The organism is Lactobacillus sp. VURO6/B1 (VP7) (genome assembly GCF_058139575.1).
In genome coordinates this window covers 48,465-68,130 of the sequence record NZ_JBVOWJ010000007.1, presented here as the reverse complement: position 1 = coordinate 68,130, position 19,666 = coordinate 48,465, and the positions used below count along the sequence as shown (strand labels likewise).

Here is a 19,666-nt window from a genome sequence, read left to right as displayed (position 1 = left end):
TTTTTGCTTTTTGGCCAGGCATTGCTGGTAATAAAAAAAGAAGTATAATAAGTTTATTGACTTTTGATAGCGCTTTTAAAAAGGAACAGATAAAAATGAAAATTAAAGAACTCAAGCAAGAATTTAGTAATATTTATCATCAAGAACCAACCGGCTGTTATTTTTCGCCTGGTAGAATTAACTTAATTGGTGAACATACTGACTATAATGGTGGTCATGTGTTTCCTTGCGCAATATCTTTAGGAATCTATGGTGCAGCTAGTCCCCGTGATGACGCTAGATTTTGCTTTTATTCTGCTAATTTTGCCGATATGGGCGTAGTAGAAACTGATATGCACCAGTTACAGTTTGCCAAAGAAGATTCCTGGGCAAATTATACTAAGGGAATGCTTCATTTTATGCTCGAAAACGGGGCAAAAATTGAGCATGGACTTAACATTTACATTAATGGCAATATTCCTGATGGTGCTGGTTTATCTTCGTCTGCAGCCCTAGAAATGTTAATTGGTATTTTATTGCAGGACCAGTTTAAACTAACTTTTACTAAATTGGAAATTGTTAAAATGGGAGTTAAGACTGAAAATGAATTTATTGGTGTTAATTCAGGCATTATGGATCAATATGCAGTTGCCATGAGTAAAAAAGATCACGCCATTCTGCTTGATACCGAAAAGGTGGCGTCTGAGCTAGTACCCCTTGATTTGAAAGATAATGTTATTGTTATTATGAACACTAACAAGAAACGGACCTTAGCGGACTCGAAATACAATGAGCGCAGAGCAGAATGTGAAAAAGGATTGCAATTTTTACAACAAAAGGTTTCAATCCAGTCCTTAGGCGAATTAGATAATCTGACTTTTGATGAAAACAGCTATTTATTACCAAATGAAAACTTACTTAAACGTTGTCGTCATGCAGTCTGGGAAAATGAACGGACATTAAACGCTGAAAAAGCACTGCAAAAGGGTGATTTAAATGAGTTTGGTCACTTAATGAATGCCTCACATGTCTCTTTAGAATATGACTATGAAGTGACGGGTAAAGAACTTGATACATTGGTTCATACTGCCTGGAAGCAACCTGGAGTTTTGGGTGCGAGAATGACTGGTGCCGGCTTTGGCGGCTGTGCGATAGCTTTGGTTGCCAAAAATAAAGTTGCAGCTTTTGAAAAAAATGTCGCTGATATTTATCAAGAACAAATAGGCTATTTGCCCTCATTTTATATTGCAGAAACAGCTGATGGTACAAAAGTTTTATGATGTTGGAAAGTTGAGATGGATAAAACGAATCTAATTGAGAAATTCATTACGCAAGTTATTGCCCACAGCGATTTTACAGAACTTGATCGTATTTATTTGAAAAATAGAATTTTGGCTCTTGTAGGCGATGAGGCAAGAAAGGTAGCAACCAGTAAGAAGGATCTACTGGATCTTAAAGACGAGCTGATTCAGGTTGCCCAAAATTCAGGGAAGTGCTTGGCCAATAATTCCGCCAAAGATGTCCTCGATGCACAATTAATGAATTTGATTGTCCCTAGACCAAGCGTTGTTAACCGCAATTTCTGGCAAACTTATGAGAGTTCACCCCAAAAAGCGATAGCTGATTTTTACCAAATGGGTAAAGACAGTAATTATATTAAAACTAGAGCTATTGCAAAAAATATTTATTTTACAGCCGCAAGTAAATATGGCGATCTTGAAATTACAATTAATCTTTCCAAACCGGAAAAAGATCCTAAGGAAATCGCGGCAGCCAAAAATGCTGAAGTAAAGTCATACCCAAAGTGTCAGTTGTGTATGGAGAATGAGGGTTACCTAGGACATGTGAATTATCCTGCGCGCACTAACCACCGTATCATTCGTTTTCAGTTGGGAAATGAAATTTGGGGTTTTCAGTATTCACCTTACGCCTATTTTAATGAACACTGTATTTTCTTAGCGCCAAAGCATGAACCGATGGTAATCAATAAACAGACTTTTGCTAATTTGCTGGAGATTGTGGCTAAATTTCCGGGTTATTTTGTTGGTAGCAATGCGGATTTGCCAATCGTGGGTGGTTCAATCTTGTCTCACGAACATTACCAGGGTGGAAAGCATCTCTTTCCTATGGAAAAAGCACCAATTGATAAAAAAATTAATTTTAAGGGATTTGATGATGTCGAAGCAGGTATCGTCAAGTGGCCCATGTCTGTAATTCGTTTAAGCGGTCTGAATAAAAATAGTTTGATCAAATTAGCAAATAAAATTTTAATAAACTGGCGCAATTATAGTGATGAAAAAGTAGCAGTCCGAGCATTTACGGACAGTATCCCCCACCATACTATTACCCCAATTGCTCGTTTACATGGACAAACTTATGAACTTGATTTAGTTCTCAGAGACAATCAGACTTCAGATAAATATCCTGATGGAATTTTCCATCCCCATGCTGATGTACAACACATTAAAAAGGAAAATATCGGCTTAATTGAAGTAATGGGATTAGCGGTTTTTCCGCCGCGCTTGAAGCCAGAGTTGCTTGAGGTTAAAAAATTTTTGCTTGACCAGCCTAACAGAATTGCACTAATCCACCTTGACTGGGCTAAGAAAATTAAAAGCAAGTATGAAATAACTAGTGAAAATGCAGATCAGATTTTGCAAAAAGAATTGGGTTTCATTTTTGCTCGTGTCTTAGAAGATGCAGGAGTTTTCAAGCAAACCCCTGATGGCAAAGCAGCCTTTATGTGTTTTGTTAAGGAGGTCGGGCTAAATTAAATTTTGGCTTTTGTTTAAAAGATCCATATGTACAAAAGCAAAAATAAGACAATTTCCTATAAAAAATAGGTGAATTTTTTGTAACTTTTTTGGCACACCATTTATTTGATAATTAATGTTATATTTGATATAGTATTCAAAGATATATTATTATGAGGATGGTGCAAATGCTAAGCCGAACCAAAAAATTTGTTCTGATTATTTTAATTATTTATCTTCTTTTGATTACCTGGCAATTTGTAACGGCTGCTAAAGAGGGGGCAGGATTAATTCCAGCAAACGGCAAAGCAGTTGACATTTCTGTAATGCTTTTCTTTTCCATTCAGCCGAATGGCTGGAATGAAAATATCATAAGTTTAGTTATGATGTTGGCATTCGTTCCCACTTTTGGAACAGGTCTCATAATCTATTTTAAAAATAATAATATGTTCAGCGCTGTTCAGCAAAGAGTCGGCTATCATAAATTTCTGAAAATCGGGGTCATTAACTCCTTTGTTGTTGGATTTCTGTTTTCTTTAATAATTAATATCTACCAGTTAGCATTGATTAGTGTATTTTATTATCCGTTTTTCTTTAAAACCAGACCTCTAAAATTATATATTGGTGCCAGACCAGGATATTTTTCTACTAACCAGCTGATCGATTTATGTTCGTATGTTACTTTAGCTGCTGTTGGTTGGGGTATTTTTGCTATTTTAATTTTCAGCATTGGTCTTTTTGTTTCAAAAAATAGTATTTATTTAGTTTTAGGTCCGTGTGTGGGTTTAGGTTTGACTTTATTGTCAATTTTAATATCCATGGGCAGTAAATTTTGGCTTTTTGTCTCGTATTCGTGGTTTCCATTTGCTGTACTTGCACCAGGTCAGTTTGCGTTAGGATCCCGCTTGCCGCCGATTAATTCCTATTTGCTTTTTATGGTAGTGGCGCTGCTTTATTTGTTATTTGCGGCTTACTTAATTAAATTATGGCAGCAGCAGAAAAGAAGGCTGGGCTGATTATGCGTTTAAAGCGAATATCCCGCAGACTTGTTTTAATTGGTTTTATCATATTTTTTATAGGATTAATAGGAAGCATTATTCTGATAAAAACAGGTTCGCCAGAAACTATGGAATTGCCAAATGAATATCTCAATTTTCACTTGGTATCGTTGTATTTGCAGCCAGCAGTCTTTTTGCTTCTCTATAACCAGATACTTACTTTTCGCAACATCAACGTGTTTGTAACGGTGAGAAGAAAGAATAAGTGGATGATGTTTCACTTAATGGTACTGGCTGCAATTTATTGCTTGTTATTTGTATTAGGATTATTTGGTCCCTATTTTTTAACTGGTTACCCTCTATTTAAATTTGGCAGCCCTATTTTGGGCACTGAACTCATAATACTGCATGTGCTTGTTTTTTTACTTCTGCTTTGTTTCCTAGTCGGAGGCTACAACTGGCATAGACCATATTTATTATTGTTAATAGTCATACTCATAGACTTAATTTACCATTACTATATAGAGAAAAATGTTTTGATTAGGTATAGTCCTTTGTATGACGAATTATATCGGGCTATTCATGAAATTTATGGTGGCTTTTAAGGAGAAATAATGTTAGAGCTTAGGCAAATAAAAAAGTCTTTCGGTCAGAAGCTGGTTTTAAAAAACGTATCTTTGCTAGCTAAACCTGGTGAGCTGATTCATATCTCAGGTATTAATGGTTCTGGGAAGTCCACCATTTTTAAAATTATTACCGGTCTATTAAAGGCAGACAGCGGTGAAATTAGGCTGGGTGAAAATGATGTTGTAGGCGCGTTAATTGAAAATCCTGATTTTTTAGAATATGAATCGGCCATGTCCAATCTTCATTTTCTGGCTAATCTTAATAAACGGTTTAATGAGAAAATAGTTAGGGATTTACTAAGGCATTTTATGCTTGATCCTGATGATCCAGAACCCATAGCTAAGTATTCTGTCGGTATGAGACAAAAGGTAGGTATTATTCAAGCTGTGATGGAAAACCAAAATGTCATTTTGCTTGATGAGCCAACTCGTGGAATTGATCAAGAGAGCATTAGCTTATTTGTGGCCCTGCTAAAAAAATTAAAACAGCAAAATAAAATTGTAGTAGTTGCCAGCCACGATCAAATTAATGAGCTTAAATATGATCGTTTCTTTATATTGCGACAAGGAATACTGCAAGAAAAATAAAAGCAGTATAAAATAATCGCTCAAAGCATATAAAAACAGCATTGAAAAATTTTCTCAATGCTGTTTTATATTTTAACTAATTTTATATAATTAATAATTTTACTTAAATGCTAATGCGCCCATTGGATCCCAAGGTAATAATTGAATTGGGTCTTTAGCACCTTCATCAAAAGCTTTCTTTAAGTCATCAGGCAAGAATTTCTTGTTGATAACTGCTTGGTAAACAAAACTGTCAAACCAGGAATCGCTCATGACAAAGTAACCCTTAAAGCCAGGCTTTTCTCCCCAAGAGTTTTCAATCTTCCATTTAGTAGGCTTGTCATCAACTAAGTCAACGCCAGTGATAACCATAGCGTGATCCATCATACTTTCACTGGAATCAAGCATATCTGCTTTTGACATTGAAAAGTCAACGTCAAATAGCTCATTGCGCTTGTAAATATCTGTATCTAGCAAACCAAGTTGTCTTTCTGAATCTTTACCAACATTTGAACCAAACCAAACAACTTCACCAGCTTTAAGTTGTTTAATAATCAGGTCTTTCATTTCAGAAATTTTGACGTTAAGATGGCGAACTTGCCGACCGCCAACAACATTACCCAAGTACTCAACGGAAAAAACTTTATGATATGGTTTATCATCTGTAGGTGAATTAATGATTGAAACGTGATCTTCCAAGTTCATGCCTACGAATTTATCCAAGAACTCCTTAGGCGTAATTCCTGCTTCACGGTGATAATTACCATCATCATCTTTATATTCAAAGTCAAATTTCTTTGGCGGAACTCCTAATGAAATAGCCAAAATGCGGAAGACTTCGTTTAAAAAGTCATTCTTGCGTTGCTCAACTTCATCTTCTGACTTGCCAGCGTTAACTAAATTGCGTAATTCTAAGCCATCTTTACGCAAAAGAGTATTCAAAGTATCATTTAAAGCACTTGAATTATTGGAATTAGCTGTTTCTGGATAAACTGACTTAGGTACGATTCCGTATTTCTCTACTAGTCCACAAAGCATGTCCCATTGACCACCGTCTTGTTGTGGTGTAGCAAACAAGAAGCTAACTTTACGGTCACCGAGTGGTTTCTTGGCTGAAGCAATCACATTTTCAAAGAAAAAGTTTGATTTTTCAAATTTATCCCAGAAATTAGTGTAATTTTGTGATAATTCAAAATCCTTAATCTTATATTCCTTTTGGATTGGGTGGCGCATAGTATTCAATGCAGAGAACATCCAGCAACGACCTGACTGCTTTTGATCAGCAGGCTTGCCAGTATCAATTTCTACTGAAAAGGTTGGTGTTAAATCAATCTTAGATTGCAGGTTTTGACTAGCTTTATAGATGCCATTTTCTTGGGCAGCATGACTGGCAATATTAATACCAGAGTGATTCGCTAAATCTTTTGTGAAATCATCAATGGCTGCACTTGTAATTTCTTTTGTCATATTAAATAGATCCTCCTTAAACAAATTAATACTATTTTAGCTTATCCGGCTGAAGTAGTCTATCTCTGAAAATTTAATTATTGTTAAAAAAGTATTTGTTTTTACTTTACTTATTTAATCTTTCAATACTAGATAGAATCATTTTTTTGACTTGGTTTGTGATACCAAATTGATTCAAAATCTGGATGATCATTAAAGTAATTAATAACTAAAGGATCAAGCGGCCAAACGGGCAGATGAGATTTTTGAGCAATAAACATTACTATTTTCATTTGATCATGTAAAATCTTTTTGCTATCCATTTTGGGATTGACGAAGAAGTGATTCATAATCCAAACTGTAGCATCTTTACGCTCAATTTTGTCCATTGTCCAACTATAAACCATTTCCCCATTATCATCGTCTTCGCGAAAAAATTGGTGGGGATCATCTACATTAAACATTTATTCTCCCTTCAAAAGTAAAAATTTTACGTACCTAATTATATAAGATTTCAGATAATATCTGCAATTTAATGTAAAATAGTGTTTAAAAGTTTTAAAGGAGATAACATGGAAAAGATTCGGGGCTTTGAAATTGTATCTAAATATAAAAATAAAAATGTTACTTTACCAAGAAGACAAACGATTGCCAGTGCAGGCTATGATTTAGCTGCAGCAAAAGATGTATTAATTCCCAGCATTTGGCGGCTTAATTTTGTCCGTATTTTTAGGTTGATCCGTAATGGTCACCAACTATACGAACAAGATTATGAAATGGCTGAACATGTCCTTAAACCTTTTTTAATTCCCACAGGAGTGAAAGCATATATGCCGGATGATGAAGTGTTATTGCTGGCAAATCGGTCATCAAACACTTTTAAAAGAAACCTCGCGCTGCCAAATGGGGTTGGTGTCATTGATTCTGATTATTATAATAATGATGCTAATGAAGGCGAGATTTTTGTTCAATTAATCAACTATGGGGTACGACCTATTCAAATTCATCAAGGTGACCGAATTGGTCAGGGAATTTTTATTCATTATTTAAAATCTGATAATGATGTTCCTATCGACAGACAAAGAATAAGTGGCTTTGGGTCCACAAACAAGAAGGGAAGCTAAATGGCAAAACTAAAGACCAAGTATAAATGTCGTTCCTGTGGTTACATTTCTGCCAGCTATTTAGGCCGCTGTCCTAATTGCGGTGCCTGGAATCAGTTTGAAAAGGAAACTGAAGCAGTGCAAAATCGTTCAACTAAAGGCAGTCCCAGCAGGCTTATCAAGAAAACCGGAATTAGTGAACCGGTTAAATTAGGAAATGTTAAGGCAGAAAAAGAAGAACGTATACAAACCAGTATGGAAGAGCTTAACAGAGTTTTAGGAGGGGGTATTGTTCCAGGTTCATTAGTTTTGATTGGCGGCGACCCTGGCATTGGCAAGTCAACTTTAATGTTGCAAATTATGAGCGAACTAGCAAATCAATATAAAGTGCTGTATGTTTCGGGGGAAGAATCAGCCAATCAGATTAAGCTACGGGCTGACCGTTTAGGACTGCCAGCTAATGATATGATGCTTTATCCTGAAACAGACATGGAAGACATTCGCCAACAAATTTCCGAGCTAGAGCCCGATTTTGTTGTCATTGACTCAATTCAGACAATGAATGAACCAAGCTTAGATTCAATGACGGGATCAGCTTCACAGGTAAGAGAAGTTACTAGTGAACTAATGAAGATTGCCAAAATGGATGCTATTACCGTTTTTGTTATTGGCCATGTTACAAAAGAAGGCGCGATTGCCGGTCCTAAAATCCTAGAGCACATGGTAGATACCGTTCTTTATTTTGAGGGTGATGAACACCATGCCTACCGTATTTTACATTCTGTAAAAAACAGATTTGGTGCTGCTAATGAAATAGGCATGTTTGAAATGGTTAATAAAGGTTTAAAAGAAGTTACTAATCCTTCAGCTATATTTTTAGATGAACGGTTGCCCAAATCTACTGGTTCCGCGATTGTTGTCTCTCTTGAAGGAACAAGACCTATTTTGGCAGAAATTCAGGCTTTGGTTACGCCCACAGCTTTTGGTTATGCCAAAAGAACTACTTCGGGCATTGACTATAATCGGGCGGGATTATTGCTGGCTGTTCTAGAAAAACGAGGCAACTTGATGTTGCAAAATCAGGATGTATATTTAACTGCTACTGGTGGAATTCGCTTGAACGAACCGGCAGTTGACTTAGCTGTCGTCATGGCTATCGCATCAAGTTATAAAAATCAGGAAATTTTGCCAACTGATTGTTTTGTTGGTGAAGTTGGCTTGACTGGTGAGGTCAGACGCGTCAACCAAATAGATGCACGTATTAAAGAAGCTGCTAAAACCGGTTTTAAGCGTATTTTTATTCCGAAGCACAATATGCGCGCAAGTCTAAAGAATGCTGGAATTGAAGTTATTCCCATTTCAAGTATTCCGCAAGCCTTAAAACTAGTTTTAGGCTAACGAACATTGAACTTTTTTTCTATTACGCGTAAACTTAAATTGTTTATATTTACTTTTGAAAGAGGCATGAATTTTGGCTAAACAAAAAATTCGGGTAAGATATGCCCCAAGTCCAACAGGGCACTTACACATTGGAAATGCACGAACTGCGCTATTTAATTATTTATTTGCGCGTCATAACAAGGGAACTTTTGTTTTGAGAATTGAGGATACTGACCAGAAGCGTAATGTTGCAGGCGGTTCAGAGTCGCAAATGGAAAACTTGCACTGGCTTGGTATTGATTGGGATGAAGGTCCTGACAAGGGTGGCGATTATGGTCCATATCGTCAATCTGAACGAAAAGACATCTATAACAAGTACATTAAGCAGCTGGTTGATGAAGGTAAAGCTTATTACTCTTATAAAACTGAGGAAGAATTAGAAGAGCAGCGTGAAGAACAACGTGCAATGGGCATTGCACCTCATTACACGTATGAATATGAAGGAATGACAGCAGATGAGATTGCTGAAAAGCAAGAGCAGGCAAAGGCAAAGGGCTTAAAGCCTGTTGTTCGTATCCATATTCCTGAAATGGAAACATATTCTTGGGATGATATTGTTAAGGGTCATCTTAGTTTTGAGTCTGATACTATCGGTGGCGATTTTGTCATTCAAAAACGCGATGGCATGCCTACTTATAATTTTGCAGTGGTAATTGATGATCACCTGATGAAAATTACTCACGTTTTGCGTGGAGATGATCACGTTTCAAACACGCCTAAGCAATTAGCAGTTTATGAGGCTCTTGGCTGGGAGCCGCCAAAATTTGGTCACATGACTTTAATTATTAATGCTGAAACTGGTAAAAAACTTTCAAAGCGTGATGAATCTGTTTTACAATTCATTGAGCAATACAGAGACCTTGGCTATCTGCCTGATGCAATGTTTAACTTTATTACGTTACTCGGCTGGTCACCAGTAGGTGAAAACGAAATCTTTAGCCAGAGAGAATTGATCAAGCAATTCGATCCTTCACGTCTGTCAAATTCCCCAGCAGCTTTTGACCAGAAGAAGTTGGAGTGGATTAACAACCAGTATATTAAAAAGGCCGATCGTGATACGCTTTTAGACTTAGCACTTAATAATTTGCAGGAAGCAAATTTGGTTGAAAACGACCCGACCCCTGAAAAGATGGAATGGGTTAGACAGTTAGTTAACATCTATTCCGTTCAAATGTCATATACAAAGCAGATCGTTGACCTGGCAAAAATTTTCTTTAATGCTCCTAAAGATTTAAGTGACAAGGAAATTGAAGAAATTCGCAAAGATGAAGCTAGACCGGTAATTGAAGAATTTAAGAAGCAAATTGATTTGATTCCACGGTTTACTGCTCCTCAAATAATGAATGCTGTACAAGCAACTCGCAAGGCAACAGGAATTAAAGGCAGACGTTTGTTCATGCCAATTAGAATTGCTACTACCAGATCAATGGTGGGACCAGGAATTGGTGAAGCTATGGAGCTGTTAGGCAAAAAACGGGTGTTAGAACATTTAGATTTAACTCTGAAGCAAATGAGTGAAAACGGCTTATAGTTATCAAAACAGCGTATTATTCTATTATTAAATGAGAGTAATACGCTGTTTTAACTTGCAGTTAGGCAAAACGTGATTATGGCAAAAAACAAGATTGTAAACTTTTGGTTAAAAAATTGATTAAAGTTTCTGGTAAAATAAGATTTAGAATGTAGAAAGGTCAGTTAGCCACAGTGAAAATTTACAACACTTTAACTAATACTAAAGAAGAATTTAAGCCGATAAACCCAGGTCAGGTAACAATGTATGTTTGTGGACCAACTGTATATAATTATATTCACATTGGTAATGCCAGGAGCGTTATTGCTTTTGACACCATTAGGCGCTATTTAGAATTTCGCGGTTTTAGGGTAAATTTTGTGTCCAATTTTACTGACGTAGACGATAAAATGATCGCTGAGGCTAAAGCTGAAAATGTTACTGTTCCTGAATTAGCTGAGCGCTACATTAAAGCATATCGTGAAGATATTTCAGCTTTAAACGTTAAGCCGGCAACTAAAAATCCCCGTGCAACTCACGAAGTCAACGAAATTATTAAATTTATCCAAAAGCTGTTTTCTAAGGGTTATGCTTATGAGTCAGATGGTGATGTTTATTATCGTACCAGAAAATTTAAAAATTATGGTGCTCTTAGCAGCCAAAATCTTGCAGAGCTTGAAGAGGGTGCTTCTGAGCATGTTAATGAAGAAGAACAAAAACGTAAAGAGGACCCAATAGATTTTGCTTTATGGAAAAAGCAAAAGAAACCTGATGAAATAGCTTGGGCTTCTCCTTGGGGCAAGGGCCGTCCCGGTTGGCATATTGAATGTTCAGTAATGGCTACAAAATATTTAGGTGAAACAATTGATATTCATGGTGGTGGTCAAGATTTGGAATTTCCTCATCATGAAAATGAAATTGCTCAAAGTGAAGCAGCAACTGGTAAACCCTTTGTTCACTATTGGATGCATAATGGTTTTGTTACAGTTGGAGCAGATGCAGAAAAAATGTCCAAGTCACTGCATAATTTTGTAACTGTGCATGATTTGCTAAAAGAAGTTGATCCACAAGTGTTGCGCTTCTTTATGGCCAGTGTTCAATATAGAAAACAAATTAATTATTCGACTGATAATTTAAAACAAGCACAAATTATTTTGCAGAGGTTTAAGAATACTCTTAACAATCTTGAATATCGACTAAAAGATGAAACAGATAGTGAAAAGTCAGAAATTTTAGACAATAAAATTCAAGAGACACAGCATAAATTTATTAATGCTATGGACGATGACTTTAATGTTCAGAATGCTTTAACTGCCATTTACGATTTATTACCGGAAATTAATGCCAATATTAATGCTGAAAATGCTGATAAAGATGCTCTTAAAAAAGCGGCTAAACTTTTGACAAGCTGGTTAGCTGTTTTCGGGATAGATGTACAGCGCTTAATTACCGCTGAAAATCAAAATGATGATGAGCAAGTTCAGAGACTAATTAAAAAACGTGAAGAAGCACGTAAAAACAAAGATTGGGCACAAAGCGATGCGTTGCGGGACGAACTTAAACAAATGGGTGTTACAGTTGAAGATACACCACAAGGAACAAGGTGGCTACGTGAATAAAACTCTAAAAATGACAGAAAGTGATGTTAATCCGGATACTCTAAATGGTCAAACATTAGCTTATCTAGGTGATGCTGTTTATGAAATTTTTATCAGGCGACATTTAATTAAATGCGGTATTGTTAAACCCCAAATATTGCAAAGAAGAGCTACTCATTATGTGTCGGCCAAAGCGCAGGCAGCATTAATTACCAAACTTCAGGAAGAAAATTTGCTTTCTGAAGATGAAGTGGCAACCTTTCACCGCGGTCGAAATTCGAAAACTTATACTAAAGCAAAAAATACCAGTTTAGCTACTTATCAATTATCCACCGGTTTTGAAGCTGTTTGGGGATACTTAGAACTCTTGAACAAAAAAGATCGTATAGAGCAGCTGACCGAATGGTGTATTAAAACTATTGAAAATGGGGGCATAGAGGAATATGACTTCAAGTGACAAAGACTTTGTTTTTGGCAGGCATGCAGGACTGGATTATTTAAAAACCCAAGATGCCGATCATATCAACAAAATATTTTTACAGCAGGGCATTAAAGAAAATTTTGCCAATCAGGTATTTACCTTAGCTAAGCAGAAGGGGTTAATTGTCCAAACGGTACCCAAAAATAAATTGGATAGACTGGTGCAAGGTGAGAATCATCAAGGTTTGGTATTAACGGTAGCTAGTTTTGAATATGCCGATCTGGATCAACTGCTCGATCGATTTGACCGCAGCAATCACGAACCGTTTTTACTGATGCTTGATTCAATTGAAGATCCTCATAATTTAGGCTCCATTTTGAGAACAGCAGATGCTACTGGAGTTGACGGCATTATCATTCCTAAAAGACGTGCTACCGGATTAACTTCTGTTGTAGCTAAAACTTCAACTGGAGCAATTGATTACGTGCCGGTAGCCAGGGTAAATAATCTGGTGCAAACTGCGAAGATATTGAAAAAACGTGGCTATTGGCTTTTTGGTACTGATATGAAAGGTACAGATTATCGTCTGTGGAACAGTAATGGCAAAACTGTTTTGGTAATCGGCAATGAAGGCAAAGGAATTTCACGCCTTCTTAAAGAACAGATGGACCAAATGCTGACCTTGCCTATGGTCGGGCATGTGCAATCACTAAACGCGAGTGTCGCGACAGGTGTTTTGCTTTACCAGATGCTTAACAGCCGCAATCCTCTTAAATAGTTTTTCTAACACTCTGACCAATCAGAGTGTTTTTTTATAGCCAAATAAAGTAATATTCTCTTTTTTATTTAATGCGGTTTCAACAAATTTAGTTTTTTGTTGCAGCCGAGCTAACAGTAAAAAATAGTTGCCGAGTTTGAACTTAGGTTCGATTTTTGAGGTTTATTAGGTACTGTATTCTTCAATAAAAATTTAAATAGGAGAAAAGAAATGAAGAATACTGAAACAAATGTTAAAAGTGAGGCGGAACTTATTAGGCAAATAAAAAATGGTGAGGATGAAGCTTTATTAGATTTATGTTTTCGCTATAAGCCATTGATTAACAAAGTTAAAAGCATGTATCATGTGCGCTATTATGACAACCAAGATTGGGAACAGGATGCAATGATTATTTGTCATGCTTCGGCAAAAAGTTTTGACTTTAATAAAGGAAAATTTGGCAGCTATTTTAAAACACGACTGATTAATCATGCACGTTCACTTGTGAGATATGATAATGCCTATCGCAGGCAGGCGTTAAAACAATCAGTTTCGCTAGAAACAGCCAAGAAAAACAATTTAATGCCATTAAATAAATCATTTGTTTCTATACCAGAAATTCCTTTAAGTGAAAATATTGCTATTTTAACAGGCAGATTGTCTACTTTAGAGGCTAATGCATTGTTAGTAGGATTGGGTGTAATCAAACAAAAAGATGTTATCGAGAAACTAAAAATTAGTAAATTAACTTTATCAAGAGCACGCTCACGTCTGGCGCAAAAAATGCGCCAAACATTGCTCGATTAGTTTTTATAGTTGACATCTAGAAATTGCGGTATAATTGTTATTGTAGAATAAATTTTAGGAGGTAGTTAAGATGGCAGATGAAGTTATGAAGACTGCATTGTTGGATCGTCACATGAAAGAAGTTTTTGACTGGAGTGACTCAGATATTCCAGTTAGAGATGCCCTTTGGGATTATTTTATGGAAAAGAATGGCAGAGATACCATTAAGACGGAAGAAGCTATGCTTCCATTCCTGAAAGACTCTGACGATAAAATCGAATCCTTTGTTAATGAAAATCTTAAGAAGTAAATCCGACTAATACAATGTTCTACGCACTGTGGTCACGCATTTGTTTGGCCACTCTTAAGCAGCTGCTTGAAAGAGCAGCTGCTTTTGTTATGTAATAAGTAAGATTTACAAGTAATTATTAAATTAATTGCTTAAGTTAGCCATTTTTGCTAAAATACAATAGTTTGGAAGTGAGATTATGGCAGTGAAAAAAGCATCATTAGCTTGCAGCATTTGCGGCTCTCGTAATTACTCAATCGCTGCAAGTAAGAATCGCACTCAGCGACTTGAATTAAAAAAATATTGTAAGCATTGCGGTAAAATGACATTACACAAAGAAACGAGGTAAATTATGGTTAAATTCTTTAAGAGTGTAGTTGAGGAAATGAAGCTGGTTACTTGGCCAACAGCAAAACAAAACCGGCACGACACTGCAATCGTAATTGTTTCCTCGATTTTGTTTGCTGCGTATTTAGGTTTACTTGATCTGCTATTTACTAATGTTACACAAATAGTTATGTAATAGCGCAACTGATTGATTTGTGGTACAATTATATTAATTAGAAAAGTCCTCTGACGCAAGAGGCTTTTTTGTTTGCCAAAAATATAAGGAGAATATGTAATAATGGTAGAAACTACTAAAAAGCAATGGTATGTGCTTCACACTTATTCAGGTTACGAAGACAAGGTCAAATCAGACTTATTGTCACGAGCTCAAAGCATGGGGATGCAAGACTATATTTTTCGAGTAATGGTTCCTGAACAAGAAAAGATTGAAAAGGTTAACAACAAGAAAAAAGAAGTCGAAGAAAAAATCTTCCCTGGTTATGTTCTTGTTGAAATGGTAATGACCGATGAAAGTTGGTTTGTTGTGCGGAACACACCAAACGTAACAGGATTTGTCGGTTCACACGGCGGTGGCTCTAAGCCATCGCCACTTCTAGAAGACGAGGTCAACAGGCTTTTACGTCAACAAGGTGAACCAGCTAAAAGACCCCAAATTGACTTTGAAGTTGGTGAAACAGTTACGATTATTGATGGAGCCTTTAACGGTGTTGAAGGCAAAATTACTGAAATTCAACCTGATAAGTACAAATTGTTTGTTTCTGTTGACATGTTTGGTCGTGCTACTACCACTGAGCTTGATTATGATCAAGTAAAGAAAATTAGTTAGTAATAAGTCATTTATTGCAAAATTACTAAATCGATGATAATATATTAAAGTACTTTTATTATTGTGGGAGGAAAAGTAGGTAACTTTTCCATTTTAACCACGCACGGAATCAAGGAGGTTTTGACCGTGGCAAAGAAAGTTATAAATGTTGTTAAATTACAAATACCAGCTGGTGCTGCAACACCCGCTCCTCCAGTTGGTCCAGCTTTAGGTCAAGCTGGTATTAACATTGTTGGCTTTACTAAGGACTTCAATGCTAGAACTGCTGACCAAAAAGGCATGATTATTCCTGTAGTCATCACAGTATATGAAGATCGTTCATTCGAATTCGTAACTAAGACTCCACCAGCTCCAGTACTTTTGAAGCAGGCTGCTAAGATTGACAAGGCATCCGGTGAACCTAATACCAAGAAAGTTGGTAAGGTAACCAAGGATCAAGTTAAGGAAATTGCTGAAACTAAGATGAAGGACCTTAACGCTGCTGATGTCGAAGCTGCTATGCGGATGATCGAAGGTACTGCTAGAAGCATGGGTATCGAAGTCGAAGACTAATCCTGTTATTTATAACAATTTAGGTGGGAGAGCTTTAGCTCGCTTAACCACATATTAAGGAGGAAATCACATGCCAAAGCATGGTAAAAAATATTTAGAAGCTGCTAAAAAAGTAGATTCAAAGAAATTATATTCAGTTGCTGAAGCAATGAAGTTAGTTAAAGAAACTTCATACGCAGGCTTTGATGCTTCAGTTGAAGTTTCATACAACTTGAGCGTTGACCCTAAACAAGCAGACCAACAAATTCGTGGCTCACTGGTTTTGCCGAATGGTACTGGTAAGACACAAAAGGTCATTGTTTTTGCTGAGGGTCCTCAAGCTGAACAAGCTAAGGCTGCTGGTGCTGATGAAGTTGGTTCTGACGACTTAGTTGAAAAAGTACAAAACGGTTACTTAGACTTTGATGTCGTGGTTGCTACACCAACAATGATGGCAAAAGTTGGACGTTTAGGTCGTGTGCTTGGACCAAAAGGTTTGATGCCAAACCCTAAGACTGGTACCGTTACAATGGATATTGAAAAAGCCGTTAAGAATGTAAAAGCTGGTCAGGTTGAATACCGTGTTGACCGTCAAGCTGCTATTCACGCAGCGATTGGTAAAGTTTCATTTACTGATGAACAATTAATTGAAAACTTTGATGCATTGCGTGACGTTATTTTACGTGCGCGTCCATCTGCTGCTAAAGGTCAATACATTAAGAGTGTTGCTGTAGCTGCAACCTTTGGACCTGGGATTAAACTTGATCCATTAAATCTGGACTAAAATTGAACAATTAATTAAAGCAACTTTGCGATTGAGCAGGTTGCTTTTTTTATCTATTTACGAGTATTTATGATTGGTCAAAGGTAAAAGTTTTGATAAACTAGAGCTAAATTTTATTTGTTTAATTGAGGGAATTTTATATGAAAAAAAGTAATTTAGGCAGACTGCTGACATTAATATTATTTATGTCCCTATTTTTGACAGGTTGCAGTCAAAACCGAGAAAAAATTACTATTGTTGGCTCCAGTGCCTTACAACCTTTAATAGAACAAGCTGGCAATGACTATCACCTAGCCCACATGAGCAGCAACATTGTAGTCCAAGGTGGTGGCTCCGGTACAGGACTAAGCCAAGTGCAAGCAGGGGCCGTTGAAGTTGGTACTTCTGATGTTTTTGCTGAAACGCAAAAAGGCATTGATGCAAAGAAACTGGAAGATTACCCTGTGGCAGTAGTTGGTATTGTGCCAATTGCAAATAAGGGTGTCGGAGTTAAAAATTTATCTACTAAACAACTCTCTGATATTTTTACTGGTAAAATTAAAAATTGGCGTCAAGTAGGTGGTAAAAATCAGTCAATTATTGTGATCAACCGTTCTCGTGGAAGTGGTACGCGATCGACATTTGAGGACTTGGTTCTAAATGGAAAAGAAGCAATTAATTCTCAAGAACAGGATTCAAATGGAACTGTCAAAAAAATTGTCAATTCTACACCGGGTACTATTTCTTATATTTCTTTTCCCTATGCTAATGACCAAAATATTCAAAAAATAAGTATAAATAATATTCAACCAGATAATAGAAACATACCCACGAACAAGTGGCCACTTTGGTCTTATGAGCATATGTATACAAAAGGTAAACCGAATAAGGCTACTGCAGCTTTTATTAAATACGTATTGAGTAAAAAAGTTCAAAAAGATTTAGTTCCTAAAATTGGCTATATAAGTGTACATGAAATGAAAGTTGCGCGTGATAGTCAAAATAAAATTACGAAGATAGGTAAATAAAATGGCAAAAAAAGAACAAGATTTACAACAAGTTGTTGAGAATGCTCTTGCCGAACAAAAAGTACCACATGTTAAGTTCAAAGGTATTGATCCCAAAAATATTGATGTTGATCGCTTAACTAAGCCATCAAAAGAAACACGACAAGAATGGTGGGGCAGAGGATTAACATTTTTGGCAATTATATTAATAGGAATATTAATAGTTGCAATCATTGGTTTTGTTGGCATGCATGGGTTAGCAACCTTTATTGATGATAAAGTGAACATTTTCCATTTTCTGTTTTCTACTGACTGGAATCCTAATGCTGGTAAAAATCATGTGGGTGCCGCAGCAATGATTGTCACTTCATTTGCCGTAACGCTGCTGGCAGCACTAATTGCAACTCCGTTTTCGATTGCCGTGGCACTATTTATGACAGAATATGAATCTGGTAAGAGAGTGCAGTTACTGCAATCCGTAATGGAGCTCTTAGTAGGTATTCCTTCTGTAGTTTATGGCTTTATTGGCTTAATGGTAGTTGTTCCAGCTGTCAGAACTATTTTTGGTGGAACAGGCTTTGGCATCTTGACTGCCACTTTAATACTTTTTGTAATGGTTCTGCCCACAATCACTTCTCTTACTGTTGATGCGTTTAAAGCTATTCCCAAAGATTTGCGAAAGTCTTCAGCAGCTCTTGGTGCTACGAAATGGCAGACTATATATCACGTTGTGCTGAGAGCAGCTCGCTCACGTATCATGACAGCCGTTATTTTCGGTATGGCTCGTGCTTTTGGTGAAGCTTTAGCTGTGCAAATGGCAATCGGGAATGCAGTCTTAATGCCATATAACTTGGTTAGCCCAGCAGCAACATTAACCAGTCAGTTGACTAGTCAAATGGGCAATACTGTTATGGGTACCTTGCCTAACAATTCATTATGGTCTTTGGCACTTTTGCTATTAATAATGTCTCTTGTGTTCAATTTCTTAGTTCATCTGATCGGAAAGAAGGGTTAGTGGTATTATGAATGCGAAAAAAACTAACCGAATTGCTACTGGCGTAATTTATTTCTTAGTTGGAATCGTTGTACTTCTTTTGGTTGGTATTCTTGGTAATATCTTAGTTTCGGGATTACCGCATTTATCGTGGCATTTCTTGAGTTCAGAATCGTCCTCTTTTGAAGCAGGCGGTGGAATTAGAGACCAATTATTTAATTCTATCTATCTTTTATTACTTACCTTACTAATTTCTATGCCAATTGCACTCGGTGCTGCCATTTATTTAGCCGAATATGCTCCTGATAACTGGTTCACTCAGTTAATCAGAACCACGATTGAAATTTTGAGCTCTTTACCTTCAATAGTTGTTGGTCTGTTTGGCTATCTTTTATTTGTGGTTCAGTTCGGATTTGGCTTTTCAATTCTCGCTGGTGCTTTAGCACTAACTTTTTTCAACTTGCCAACTCTTACTAGTAATATTGAAGAAGCCATTAAAGGTGTTCCTCAAACTCAAAGAGAAGCTGGCTGGGCTCTGGGTTTATCTAATTGGAAGACCATTCACGGCATTGTATTGCCAGCAGCCCTGCCAGGAATAATTACTGGTGTTATTTTGAGCGCTGGACGTGTTTTTGGTGAAGCTGCAGCTTTGATTTATACCGCAGGGCAAAGTGGTTCAACGGTTGATTATTCTAACTGGAATATGTTTAGTCCTACTAGTTTTTTGAATGTAATGCGTCCAGCAGAAACGCTAGCTGTACATATTTGGAAAGTAAATACTGAAGGGATAATTCCGGATGTGAATGTGGTTTCAGCTGCTACTTCTGCTTTGCTAGTCATTGTTGTCATTATCTTTAACTTCGGTGCTAGAGCGTTGGGAAACTGGATCTATAAACGGCTTACTGCCGCAAGAATAAAGTAAAG

The 19,666-nt window shown here is 36.8% G+C and carries 23 protein-coding genes; 21 read left to right on the top strand and 2 right to left on the bottom strand.

Going from position 1 to position 19,666, the window contains the following annotated elements:
• Positions 1–95 precede the first annotated feature (95 nt).
• The 5 genes from ACZ2M0_RS05160 (at position 96) to ACZ2M0_RS05140 (ending at position 4,944) form a co-directional block, all read left to right on the top strand.
• Complete coding sequence (locus ACZ2M0_RS05160) at positions 96–1,259, top strand: galactokinase (RefSeq protein WP_490058761.1); 1,164 nt, start codon at positions 96–98, stop codon at positions 1,257–1,259.
• Between the two features lie 15 nt (positions 1,260–1,274).
• Entirely contained in the window at positions 1,275–2,753 is a 1,479-nt protein-coding gene (locus tag ACZ2M0_RS05155; protein ID WP_490058760.1) for a UDP-glucose--hexose-1-phosphate uridylyltransferase, read from the top strand.
• Between the two features lie 167 nt (positions 2,754–2,920).
• On the top strand, positions 2,921–3,748 hold the full coding sequence (locus ACZ2M0_RS05150) for a hypothetical protein (RefSeq protein ID WP_490058759.1): 828 nt from the start codon (positions 2,921–2,923) through the stop codon (positions 3,746–3,748).
• A gap of 2 nt (positions 3,749–3,750) precedes the next feature.
• On the top strand, positions 3,751–4,335 hold the full coding sequence (locus ACZ2M0_RS05145) for a hypothetical protein (protein ID WP_490058758.1): 585 nt from the start codon (positions 3,751–3,753) through the stop codon (positions 4,333–4,335).
• 9 nt (positions 4,336–4,344) lie between these two features.
• The gene (locus ACZ2M0_RS05140; protein ID WP_490058757.1) at positions 4,345–4,944 is read left to right on the top strand and encodes an ATP-binding cassette domain-containing protein; all 600 of its coding nucleotides are present in this window, start codon (positions 4,345–4,347) and stop codon (positions 4,942–4,944) included.
• A gap of 99 nt (positions 4,945–5,043) precedes the next feature.
• On the opposite strand, the gene pepC is transcribed toward ACZ2M0_RS05140, so the two are convergent.
• Positions 5,044–6,390, bottom strand: coding sequence for an aminopeptidase C (gene pepC, locus ACZ2M0_RS05135; protein WP_490058756.1), 1,347 nt, complete (start codon positions 6,388–6,390; stop codon positions 5,044–5,046).
• 128 nt (positions 6,391–6,518) lie between these two features.
• Positions 6,519–6,833, bottom strand: coding sequence for a hypothetical protein (locus ACZ2M0_RS05130; protein WP_490058755.1), 315 nt, complete (start codon positions 6,831–6,833; stop codon positions 6,519–6,521).
• Positions 6,834–6,941: 108 nt separating this feature from the next.
• Here ACZ2M0_RS05130 and ACZ2M0_RS05125 point away from each other — a divergent pair, with 108 nt between their 5' ends.
• The 16 genes from ACZ2M0_RS05125 (at position 6,942) to pstA (ending at position 19,664) form a co-directional block, all read left to right on the top strand.
• Positions 6,942–7,493, top strand: a complete 552-nt coding sequence (locus tag ACZ2M0_RS05125; RefSeq protein WP_490058754.1) for a dCTP deaminase/dUTPase family protein — start codon at positions 6,942–6,944, stop codon at positions 7,491–7,493.
• Entirely contained in the window at positions 7,494–8,870 is a 1,377-nt protein-coding gene (gene radA, locus ACZ2M0_RS05120; protein WP_490058753.1) for a DNA repair protein RadA, read from the top strand.
• A 73-nt stretch (positions 8,871–8,943) separates the two neighbouring features.
• Positions 8,944–10,443: a glutamate--tRNA ligase gene (gene gltX, locus ACZ2M0_RS05115; RefSeq protein ID WP_490058752.1), complete on the top strand. Its 1,500-nt coding sequence runs from the start codon at positions 8,944–8,946 to the stop codon at positions 10,441–10,443.
• A 173-nt stretch (positions 10,444–10,616) separates the two neighbouring features.
• Positions 10,617–12,041 (top strand): cysteine--tRNA ligase, encoded by a 1,425-nt coding sequence (gene cysS, locus ACZ2M0_RS05110; RefSeq protein WP_187160550.1) that lies wholly within the window; start codon positions 10,617–10,619, stop codon positions 12,039–12,041.
• A gap of 10 nt (positions 12,042–12,051) precedes the next feature.
• A complete protein-coding gene (locus ACZ2M0_RS05105) occupies positions 12,052–12,477 on the top strand; it encodes a Mini-ribonuclease 3 (protein WP_490058791.1) in 426 nt (141 codons plus the stop codon).
• Entirely contained in the window at positions 12,464–13,219 is a 756-nt protein-coding gene (rlmB, locus tag ACZ2M0_RS05100) for a 23S rRNA (guanosine(2251)-2'-O)-methyltransferase RlmB (RefSeq protein WP_490058751.1), read from the top strand. The genes ACZ2M0_RS05105 and rlmB overlap by 14 nt, the downstream gene beginning before the upstream one ends.
• 210 nt (positions 13,220–13,429) lie before the next feature.
• Positions 13,430–14,005: a sigma-70 RNA polymerase sigma factor region 4 domain-containing protein gene (locus ACZ2M0_RS05095; RefSeq protein WP_490058750.1), complete on the top strand. Its 576-nt coding sequence runs from the start codon at positions 13,430–13,432 to the stop codon at positions 14,003–14,005.
• Positions 14,006–14,075: 70 nt separating this feature from the next.
• Complete coding sequence (locus ACZ2M0_RS05090; RefSeq protein ID WP_045928407.1) at positions 14,076–14,294, top strand: P8 family protein; 219 nt, start codon at positions 14,076–14,078, stop codon at positions 14,292–14,294.
• A gap of 178 nt (positions 14,295–14,472) precedes the next feature.
• On the top strand, positions 14,473–14,622 hold the full coding sequence (rpmG, locus tag ACZ2M0_RS05085; RefSeq protein WP_187153829.1) for a 50S ribosomal protein L33: 150 nt from the start codon (positions 14,473–14,475) through the stop codon (positions 14,620–14,622).
• A gap of 3 nt (positions 14,623–14,625) precedes the next feature.
• A complete protein-coding gene (gene secE, locus ACZ2M0_RS05080) occupies positions 14,626–14,796 on the top strand; it encodes a preprotein translocase subunit SecE (protein WP_045928406.1) in 171 nt (56 codons plus the stop codon).
• Between the two features lie 102 nt (positions 14,797–14,898).
• On the top strand, positions 14,899–15,447 hold the full coding sequence (gene nusG / locus ACZ2M0_RS05075; protein ID WP_109586561.1) for a transcription termination/antitermination protein NusG: 549 nt from the start codon (positions 14,899–14,901) through the stop codon (positions 15,445–15,447).
• 126 nt (positions 15,448–15,573) lie between these two features.
• Complete coding sequence (gene rplK / locus ACZ2M0_RS05070) at positions 15,574–15,999, top strand: 50S ribosomal protein L11 (protein WP_034980336.1); 426 nt, start codon at positions 15,574–15,576, stop codon at positions 15,997–15,999.
• Positions 16,000–16,069: 70 nt separating this feature from the next.
• On the top strand, positions 16,070–16,762 hold the full coding sequence (gene rplA / locus ACZ2M0_RS05065; protein WP_045928405.1) for a 50S ribosomal protein L1: 693 nt from the start codon (positions 16,070–16,072) through the stop codon (positions 16,760–16,762).
• Positions 16,763–16,902: 140 nt separating this feature from the next.
• Positions 16,903–17,769, top strand: a complete 867-nt coding sequence (locus ACZ2M0_RS05060; RefSeq protein ID WP_187160554.1) for a phosphate ABC transporter substrate-binding protein PstS family protein — start codon at positions 16,903–16,905, stop codon at positions 17,767–17,769.
• A gap of 1 nt (position 17,770) precedes the next feature.
• Positions 17,771–18,763, top strand: a complete 993-nt coding sequence (gene pstC / locus ACZ2M0_RS05055; protein ID WP_490058749.1) for a phosphate ABC transporter permease subunit PstC — start codon at positions 17,771–17,773, stop codon at positions 18,761–18,763.
• 7 nt (positions 18,764–18,770) lie between these two features.
• Positions 18,771–19,664 carry a phosphate ABC transporter permease PstA gene (gene pstA, locus ACZ2M0_RS05050; protein ID WP_045928403.1) on the top strand — a complete coding sequence of 298 codons (894 nt, stop codon included), beginning with the start codon at positions 18,771–18,773 and terminating at the stop codon, positions 19,662–19,664.
• Positions 19,665–19,666 lie beyond the last annotated feature (2 nt).

Excerpts from the sequence above, each read along its gene's own strand:
- ACZ2M0_RS05150 (WP_490058759.1), top strand. The coding sequence starts at position 2,921 with ATGCTAAGCCGAACCAAAAAATTTGTTCTGATTATTTTAATTATTTAT.
- rpmG (WP_187153829.1), top strand. The coding sequence starts at position 14,473 with ATGGCAGTGAAAAAAGCATCATTAGCTTGCAGCATTTGCGGCTCTCGT.
- ACZ2M0_RS05105 (WP_490058791.1), top strand. The coding sequence starts at position 12,052 with ATGACAGAAAGTGATGTTAATCCGGATACTCTAAATGGTCAAACATTA.
- ACZ2M0_RS05160 (WP_490058761.1), top strand. The coding sequence starts at position 96 with ATGAAAATTAAAGAACTCAAGCAAGAATTTAGTAATATTTATCATCAA.
- rlmB (WP_490058751.1), top strand. The coding sequence starts at position 12,464 with ATGACTTCAAGTGACAAAGACTTTGTTTTTGGCAGGCATGCAGGACTG.
- ACZ2M0_RS05155 (WP_490058760.1), top strand. The coding sequence starts at position 1,275 with ATGGATAAAACGAATCTAATTGAGAAATTCATTACGCAAGTTATTGCC.
- ACZ2M0_RS05145 (WP_490058758.1), top strand. The coding sequence starts at position 3,751 with ATGCGTTTAAAGCGAATATCCCGCAGACTTGTTTTAATTGGTTTTATC.
- pstA (WP_045928403.1), top strand. The coding sequence starts at position 18,771 with ATGAATGCGAAAAAAACTAACCGAATTGCTACTGGCGTAATTTATTTC.
- pstC (WP_490058749.1), top strand. The coding sequence starts at position 17,771 with ATGGCAAAAAAAGAACAAGATTTACAACAAGTTGTTGAGAATGCTCTT.
- ACZ2M0_RS05060 (WP_187160554.1), top strand. The coding sequence starts at position 16,903 with ATGAAAAAAAGTAATTTAGGCAGACTGCTGACATTAATATTATTTATG.
- ACZ2M0_RS05125 (WP_490058754.1), top strand. The coding sequence starts at position 6,942 with ATGGAAAAGATTCGGGGCTTTGAAATTGTATCTAAATATAAAAATAAA.
- rplA (WP_045928405.1), top strand. The coding sequence starts at position 16,070 with ATGCCAAAGCATGGTAAAAAATATTTAGAAGCTGCTAAAAAAGTAGAT.
- secE (WP_045928406.1), top strand. The coding sequence starts at position 14,626 with ATGGTTAAATTCTTTAAGAGTGTAGTTGAGGAAATGAAGCTGGTTACT.
- ACZ2M0_RS05140 (WP_490058757.1), top strand. The coding sequence starts at position 4,345 with ATGTTAGAGCTTAGGCAAATAAAAAAGTCTTTCGGTCAGAAGCTGGTT.
- pepC (WP_490058756.1), bottom strand. The coding sequence starts at position 6,390 with ATGACAAAAGAAATTACAAGTGCAGCCATTGATGATTTCACAAAAGAT.
- nusG (WP_109586561.1), top strand. The coding sequence starts at position 14,899 with ATGGTAGAAACTACTAAAAAGCAATGGTATGTGCTTCACACTTATTCA.
- ACZ2M0_RS05130 (WP_490058755.1), bottom strand. The coding sequence starts at position 6,833 with ATGTTTAATGTAGATGATCCCCACCAATTTTTTCGCGAAGACGATGAT.
- ACZ2M0_RS05090 (WP_045928407.1), top strand. The coding sequence starts at position 14,076 with ATGGCAGATGAAGTTATGAAGACTGCATTGTTGGATCGTCACATGAAA.
- radA (WP_490058753.1), top strand. The coding sequence starts at position 7,494 with ATGGCAAAACTAAAGACCAAGTATAAATGTCGTTCCTGTGGTTACATT.
- ACZ2M0_RS05095 (WP_490058750.1), top strand. The coding sequence starts at position 13,430 with ATGAAGAATACTGAAACAAATGTTAAAAGTGAGGCGGAACTTATTAGG.